Source organism: Dehalococcoidia bacterium, from assembly GCA_028711995.1.
In the GTDB taxonomy this organism is placed as follows: Bacteria; Chloroflexota; Dehalococcoidia; order SZUA-161; family SpSt-899; genus JAQTRE01.
The window spans coordinates 1-6,956 of the sequence record JAQTRE010000149.1 but is presented as its reverse complement, the minus strand read 5'-3'; the positions used below and the strand labels follow the sequence as shown (position 1 = coordinate 6,956).

The window sequence follows — 6,956 nt, the reverse complement described above, 5'->3', positions numbered from 1 at the left end:
GCCCAGGTGATGAAGACCGTCTTGGTGCGCGAGTTGATCGGTAAGGAGTATGTCTAAGGCTGAGATGGGGAATAGGGCATAACCCGGGCAACGCAAAGGTCTTCTCAGAACGGGCGACGGCCTGAAGCGCTTCTCCCCAAATGTGTGAACGAGCTTGGGATAGCTGTGTGTCAGACTGGGGTACTTTTTGAATAAAAGAGGAAAAGGCAAATGGACTACGGCTTTGAAGAAATTCAGGAAATGCTTCGCAAAGATGCCCGACGTTTTCTCACCGATAGATGCCCCAAGAGCTTCGTGCGGGAGATGGAGGAGGATGTGCAGGGTTTCGACCGCGCACTCTGGAAGGAGATGGCGGATTTAGGCTGGATGGGATTGGTATTCCCCGAGGAATATGGGGGACAGGGAATGAGCTTCTTGGATCTGGCAGCGCTGCTGGAGGAGATGGGCCGGGCGTGCCTTCCCGGGCCGTACTTTTCAACAGTGATTCTGGGGGGTCTTCCCATCTTGGAGGCTGGCTCTAAAGAACAGAAACAGGAGTTTCTGCCCAAGATATCCGACGGGGAGATGATCATGACCATGGCTCTCCTCGAGCAGAAAGGCACCTACGATCCCGCAGGCATAGCCACCATGGCCAAAGCCGAAGGGGATCACTACGTTGTTAATGGCACCAAGCTGTTTGTATCGAATGCCCACGTAGCCGATTACTTGATCTGTGCGGCTCGAACGGAAAGCAAAGGCGATCCATCTCATGGGGTAAGCCTGTTTCTGGTGGATGCTAAGAGTCCGGGGATCAGTTGTACTCTACTGAAGACGATCGCCTCAGACCGGCAATGCGAAGTGAAACTGGAAAACGTATCGGTGCCCAAGAAGAATCTCCTGGGTGAATTGAACCAGGGATGGGCGCTGATTGAGAAGATACTGATGCTGGCAGCCGCTGCCGAGTGCGTCGAAATGGTCGGCGGCGCGCAACAGGTGCTGGAAATGGTAGTGAGCTATACCAAAGAGAGGGTGCAGTTCGATGTCCCGATCGGTTCTTTCCAGGCCATCCAGCACCACTGTGCCAACATGGCTATTGATGTGGATGCATCGCGTTTCATCACCTATGAGGCGTGCTGGGCTATCAGCCAGGGCTTGCCTTGTGATGAGAAGGTAAGTATGGCCAAAGCGTGGGTCAGCGATGCTTATCGTCGAGTGGTGGCGCTGGGGCAGCAGATTCACGGCGGCATTGGTTTCACCCGAGATCACGATATGCAGTTGTATTTCCGTCGCGCCAAGGTGGGCGAGGTGCTCTTTGGCGATGGCGATTACCATCGGGAAAAGCTGGTGGAGTTATTGGCGCTCTAGCGCTTCAATTTCGATAAAGTTCTAGCATAACAGCAGATATTCAAGGAGGGTGTAAGAAAATGGGTGATAGATTAAAGGGCAAAGTGGCAATTGTTACCGGTTCCGGCAGAGGATTAGGCAAAGCGGAGGCTATGGCGCTGGCTGCCGAAGGCGCCAAAGTCGTGATCAATGACCCCGGTGTGAGCCCCGATGGCAAAGCGACCGCCGAAAGGCCTGCCGATGAGACGGTAGCCGAGATCAAAAAAGCTGGCGGACAGGCAGTTGCCAATTACGATGCGGTCGGTACCTGGAAAGCAGGCGAAAGCCTTGTCAAGACTGCGATAGACAGCTTCGGGCGTTTGGATATTCTGGTAAATAACGCCGGCATTCTCCGCGACAAGCCTATCGTTAAGATGGTGGAAGAAGAATGGGATGCCGTTCTCAAGACACACCTCTATGGCCATTTCTACTGCATACGAGCAGCTTGTCTGCTCTTCAAGGAACAGAAGTGGGGAAGAATTATCAATACATCCTCCGAGGCAGGAGCTATGGGCAATCCCACTCAATCCAACTACGCTTCGGCTAAAGAGGGTATTGTGGGCCTGACCCGGACAGTTGCCATGGAAATGGGCCGATACGGGGTAACCTGCAACGTCATCCGCCCTCGAGCAGGCACTCGAATGACGGTGACCGACGAGATGGTAAAGCTGGTCGATCAGCTCAAGGCGGCCCCGGACCCGGTATCCAAGGCAAGGGCTGCGGGCATGGAGCAACTGATGAAACTGAGCCCCGAGGATGTTGCGCCTCTGGTGGTTTATCTGGCCACCAACGAAGCGGCTAATATCAACGGCAATACCTTTGTGGTTTACGGCAATCAGATCATCCTGGAAAAACTGATGCAGGTGAAGACGCTTTGCAGGGACACACAGTGGACCGTCGACAGCCTGTCGAAGACGTTCCCGTTCACTCTGGGTGAAGGCATGGTCAATCCGGCGCCGGCGAAACCGTAATATCGCCGCCAACGGACGTTGTCGATTTAGTGAGAGGGCCAGTTCTGATATCACGTTAGTAAACTGAGATAAGGAAAAGGGGTTAGCATGTCTTGGCAAGAAGAATATAAAAAAAAGACAGTCACGGCTGAGCAAGCTGCAGCTCTGGTAAAGGACGGGGATTTCATTAGTATTCCGATGGGTAGAGAGCCCGTCACTTTCAACTATGCCTTGCAGGCAAGGGTAGGCGACGTCAGAGGCGTAAAGATTTGCCCTGCAATGCAAGCAAGAGACTTCATCTGGTACGAACCCGGGGTCGAAGAGTTTTTCATGATCGAGGCACCGTACGCGATGCCCACGATCCACAAGCTGTTTGAGCTGGGAATAGCAGATTTCCTGATCCCGGATGTGCTGATGCGCCGGGATTTCAATATCGATCAGATACAAGGATCCTTGGATATTCTCGTGGTGACCGTCTCACCGCCGGATAAGCACGGATATGTCTCCTTTGGCGGATCGGTTTGGTTCAAGCACAGCGAGATGGCGCTCGCAAAGATCGTTATCGCCGAGGTAAATTCAAATCAAATCAGGACGTACGGTGAGAACAGTGCGCATGTATCTGAGTTCGATTATTTCGTACAGCACATCGACTTGGGCACTCCTCCGCAAACGCGAGACATGACCGGCAGAATGATCGGCGGCCCTGGCGAAGCGGAGAAGAAGATCGCCGAATATGTTCACAGCCTCACCCGGGATGGCGATTGTATAATGGTCGGCATCGGCGGGTCGACAGAGTTCCTCTTCGATCTGGGCGCATACAAAGGCAGATCCGAACTTGGTATACACACCGAGATTATCTCCCCCGGCCTTATTAAGGGAGTCAAGTCAGGTCAGATCACCGGATCGCGCAAACAGCTCCACAAGAACGTTGCTGTGGGTACCGCAGTGGGAGGCGGACGAGCCGAATATGATTTTGTGGATATGAACCCGCAATTTGAGCTCTATCCGGCTGAGTATTGTCTTGACCCCAGAATTATTGCCCAGCATGAGAACATGACGGTCTTTGCTTCCTGTTTTGCCATCGACTTCACCGGACAGGGAATTACCGATGGCTTGGGTTATACAATGAAGGCAGGTACCGGTGGACAGGCATCGTTTGCTATCGGTGCCGGGTTAGCCAAGGGCGGCAGATACGTCTTGGCTTTCAACTCGACCACCAGCGATGGCAGATCCAAAATCGTCGCTGCATTCGAGCCCGGAAGTGTGGTCAGCATTCCTCGCTGGCTGACGGATATTGTGGTCACTGAGAACGGAATTGCCCGTGTGAAGGGAAAATCGCAGCGATACAGAGCTGATGCATTCATCGCTCTGGCTCACCCGGATCATCGTGCTGAACTGACCAAGAAGGCTCGAGCGGCTTTCTGGCCCAAGAATTGAATTTGACAGCGAAAACGAAAGAGGTTTGCATATGGCACTGCTTTACGAGAAAAAAGACAAGATCGTAACCATCACCTTCAACCGGCCGGAGGCGATGAACGCCTTCAGTGTGCAACAGACCAAGGAATTTTCCGATGCGTTGCTGCAATTTCGCGAGGATCGTGATGCATGGGTAGCCATTCTGACCGGGGCCGGTGATCAAGCTTTCAGTGCCGGAGCGGACCTTAAGGAAATTGTCCCTCTGAGTGTATCAAAGGGACATATGGACTACCTCGCTATCCATATTGCACGGGGCATGTATAACTTGGACAAGCCGATCATCGCTGCCGCCAATGGAATCACTGTCGGGGCGGGAATGGAAGTAGCCTTGGCGTGCGACATGATTATTGCCTCTGAGAAGGCTTCCTTCGGATTGCCTGAGGTGAAATGGGGCGTTATTCCCGGCTGGGGAGGAACCCAGAGGCTTGCCCGAAAAATCCCGAGAAATAAGGCCGCTGAGATGGTGATGAGCGGAGTGTCGATTGATGCCAAGGAAGCGTATCGTTTGGGGCTGGTGAACGCTGTAGTTCCCCATGACCAGTTGATGGCGGAAGCTTGGAAACTGGCTGAGAAGATCTGCCGCAATGCGCCTCTGGCGGTCCGAGCTGCCAAGAATGCCATGGCCATGGGACTGGATAAACCTGTCAGTTCCGGCATCGAGATCGAGAATGCGCTTCTCTATCAGGTGTTCAAGAGCGAAGATGCCGTAGAGGGCCCGAAGGCTTTCCTGGAGAAACGCAAACCCATTTACAAGGCAAAATAGTCCGGTTTCCCCGTAAGGATAGTCGGGGCGGTTCAATAATTAGTTATCCGAAAAGCAGTAAAAGGAGGAAGAATGGAAGACATTAAGGCTATCGATATCATGAATTATCCGGACTCGGCAGGATTTGACGAAGAGTTTATGTTCGACTGGAAAGAGTACCATGTGATGTGCTCTGGCACCTTTAAGACCGTGTTCAAGGGACACGTGCCCAACCGGGAGGAGTTCAAGCAAATACAGAAGTCGGGATTTCTTTACAAGAACCCCAGCGTGGAAGCACTCATCGCTGAGATGGACGAGGCGGGATATGAATATGTCATCCTTAACGATATGAAGATGTGGTCTCCCCGTTACCATCATCAACTGATCTATGGGTATAAAATGAATACGGATAAACTCGGTGAGATCATTGCGAAGGGCAAAGGCAGACTCATCGGCGGCGCCGGATACAATCCTTTCGACATTGAAAACAGCTTGAAGGAAATCGAAAAGGGCGTCAAGGAATATGGTTTCAAGTATGCTTACATGCATCCCATTACCTTCGGCCTCGCCCCCAATGATAAGAAGTGCTATCCTCTCTATGCCAAGTGTCTGGAACTGGGAATTCCCGTTGGGATGCAGGTCGGACATTCCGCTGAGCCGCTGCCCAGCGAGGTCGGACATCCCATGTATGTTGATGAGGTTGCCATCGATTTCCCGAATTTGAAGATTAATCTGTCTCATACCGGATATCCTTGGGTGGATGAGTGGTGCTCCATGCTCTGGAGACATAACAATGTGTATGGCGATATCTCTGCCTACATGCCCACCAACCTTGAGAAGGCCACTCTGGATTTCATGAAGAGCCGGGGAGCCAACAAAGTCATGTTCGGAACCAATGGGTTCGGTCTCAAGTCTGTGAAACAGTCGCTCATGTCTCTGGATATGAAGGATTCCATCAAGAAGAAGATTCTCCGTGATAATGCCCTGGAGTTCTTGAATATAAAGTAGATAACGTGAGAAATTGGCAGGGGCGATTTTTAAATCGCCCCTGCTTGATCAGAGGTTCGTCAGATAACTCGTAGCCGGTAAGGAGTGTATCATGGACTTTACCTTCACCAAAGAGGAGCAGGCGTTCCTGCAGGAGATCAGGGACTTCCTCAAGAAAGAGTTGCCGCCAAACTGGGAAGGGCCTACCTACATCGAAGATGAGATGGAGGATGAGGAGTTCTTCAAGATGGGCCGAAAGCTGGCGCCCAAGATGGGTGCAAAAGGGTGGCTCACCATGGCTTGGCCCAAGGAATACGGTGGGCAGGCGCGTTCCTATTACGAGCAGGCTATTTTCAAGGAAGAGATGGCCTATCAGGCGGCTCCTGGTATCGATTTTCCAGGGATCGCTATGGCTGGCCCTACCATATTGGCCTTCGGAAATGCGGAACAGAAAGCTCGATTCCTTCCCCCTATTTCCAGGGGAGAGGTTATATGGTGTCAGGGATTCAGCGAGCCTGAAGCGGGCTCCGATCTGGCGGCGGTGAAGACTACCGCTGTCCTGAAAGGCGATCACTTTGTGGTGAACGGTCAGAAGGTTTGGAACAGCGGCGGCCATCTGGCTCAGTGGATGTTTATGCTGGCCAGAAGCGATCCTCAAGCTCCAAAGCACAAGGGCATCAGCTTTCTTCTGGTTGATATGAAGACCCCCGGTCTTGAAGTGAGACCCTTGAAGAACATAGCGGGTGGAGATGCCTTTAATGAGGTCTTCTTAGATGATGTGAAGGTTCCAGTCGAAAACCTGGTAGGGAAGCTCAACGAGGGCTGGAAGGTGGCCACCTCGCTACTCACTCTGGAGCGTTCCGGCATCGAGAGACTGGCCTATACCCGACGTCTGCTGGACGAACTCAATAAATTTGCCCGAGAGGAATTGAAGGGCGACACATCGCCTCGCGCCACGTTGATCAGACATAAACTGGCCCAGGCGGCCATTGAATGCGAGGTGGGTCGACTGCTGGCTTACCGCGTGGCATGGATGCAGCAGAACAAACAAGTACCACAGATGGAAGGGTCCATGTCAAAGGTATTCGGAAGCGAGTTGATGCAGCGGGTATCCGGCATTGGCATGCAGATGCTGGGCCATTACGGCGAATTGCTGAAAGGGTCAAAATGGGTCAAACTCGGGGGCAGGGTAAGCCATGTGTACCAGAGCAGCCTGGGGCGTACCATTGGCGCCGGCACCTCGGAGATTCAGCGCACTATCATCGCCAGGGGGCTGGGATTGCCCAGAGGATGACCTGAACTTTTACAGCACCTTTACAAGGCTGTGCTGTTGTCAGTTAGTTAGGAGGAATAGATGCAGAAGCAATACCATTACAAGAGAGTGGTTCCGGGGCGCGAGCCCTACTGTCTCTACGAAGTGGATAGAGAGGCAAAGAAGA

General features: G+C 52.6%; 6 protein-coding genes. All 6 read left to right on the top strand.

Annotated elements, in window-relative coordinates; all coding sequences use genetic code 11:
• Positions 1-210: 210 nt before the first annotated feature.
• The gene (locus PHV74_14040) at positions 211-1,344 is read left to right on the top strand and encodes an acyl-CoA/acyl-ACP dehydrogenase (protein MDD5095477.1); all 1,134 of its coding nucleotides are present in this window, start codon (positions 211-213) and stop codon (positions 1,342-1,344) included.
• 59 nt (positions 1,345-1,403) lie between these two features.
• Complete coding sequence (locus PHV74_14035; GenBank protein ID MDD5095476.1) at positions 1,404-2,333, top strand: SDR family NAD(P)-dependent oxidoreductase; 930 nt, start codon at positions 1,404-1,406, stop codon at positions 2,331-2,333.
• Between the two features lie 87 nt (positions 2,334-2,420).
• Complete coding sequence (locus PHV74_14030; protein ID MDD5095475.1) at positions 2,421-3,749, top strand: acetyl-CoA hydrolase/transferase C-terminal domain-containing protein; 1,329 nt, start codon at positions 2,421-2,423, stop codon at positions 3,747-3,749.
• Between the two features lie 31 nt (positions 3,750-3,780).
• Entirely contained in the window at positions 3,781-4,551 is a 771-nt protein-coding gene (locus PHV74_14025) for an enoyl-CoA hydratase-related protein (protein MDD5095474.1), read from the top strand.
• A 72-nt stretch (positions 4,552-4,623) separates the two neighbouring features.
• A complete protein-coding gene (locus tag PHV74_14020; GenBank protein MDD5095473.1) occupies positions 4,624-5,538 on the top strand; it encodes an amidohydrolase family protein in 915 nt (304 codons plus the stop codon).
• Positions 5,539-5,629: 91 nt separating this feature from the next.
• The gene (locus tag PHV74_14015; protein ID MDD5095472.1) at positions 5,630-6,811 is read left to right on the top strand and encodes an acyl-CoA dehydrogenase family protein; all 1,182 of its coding nucleotides are present in this window, start codon (positions 5,630-5,632) and stop codon (positions 6,809-6,811) included.
• The last annotated feature ends 145 nt before the right edge of the window (positions 6,812-6,956 follow it).

Bases quoted from the DNA above. Each gene is read 5' to 3' on its own strand.
- PHV74_14040 (MDD5095477.1), top strand. From the start codon at position 211: ATGGACTACGGCTTTGAAGAAATTCAGGAAATGCTTCGCAAAGATGCC.
- PHV74_14035 (MDD5095476.1), top strand. From the start codon at position 1,404: ATGGGTGATAGATTAAAGGGCAAAGTGGCAATTGTTACCGGTTCCGGC.
- PHV74_14030 (MDD5095475.1), top strand. From the start codon at position 2,421: ATGTCTTGGCAAGAAGAATATAAAAAAAAGACAGTCACGGCTGAGCAA.
- PHV74_14025 (MDD5095474.1), top strand. From the start codon at position 3,781: ATGGCACTGCTTTACGAGAAAAAAGACAAGATCGTAACCATCACCTTC.
- PHV74_14020 (MDD5095473.1), top strand. From the start codon at position 4,624: ATGGAAGACATTAAGGCTATCGATATCATGAATTATCCGGACTCGGCA.
- PHV74_14015 (MDD5095472.1), top strand. From the start codon at position 5,630: ATGGACTTTACCTTCACCAAAGAGGAGCAGGCGTTCCTGCAGGAGATC.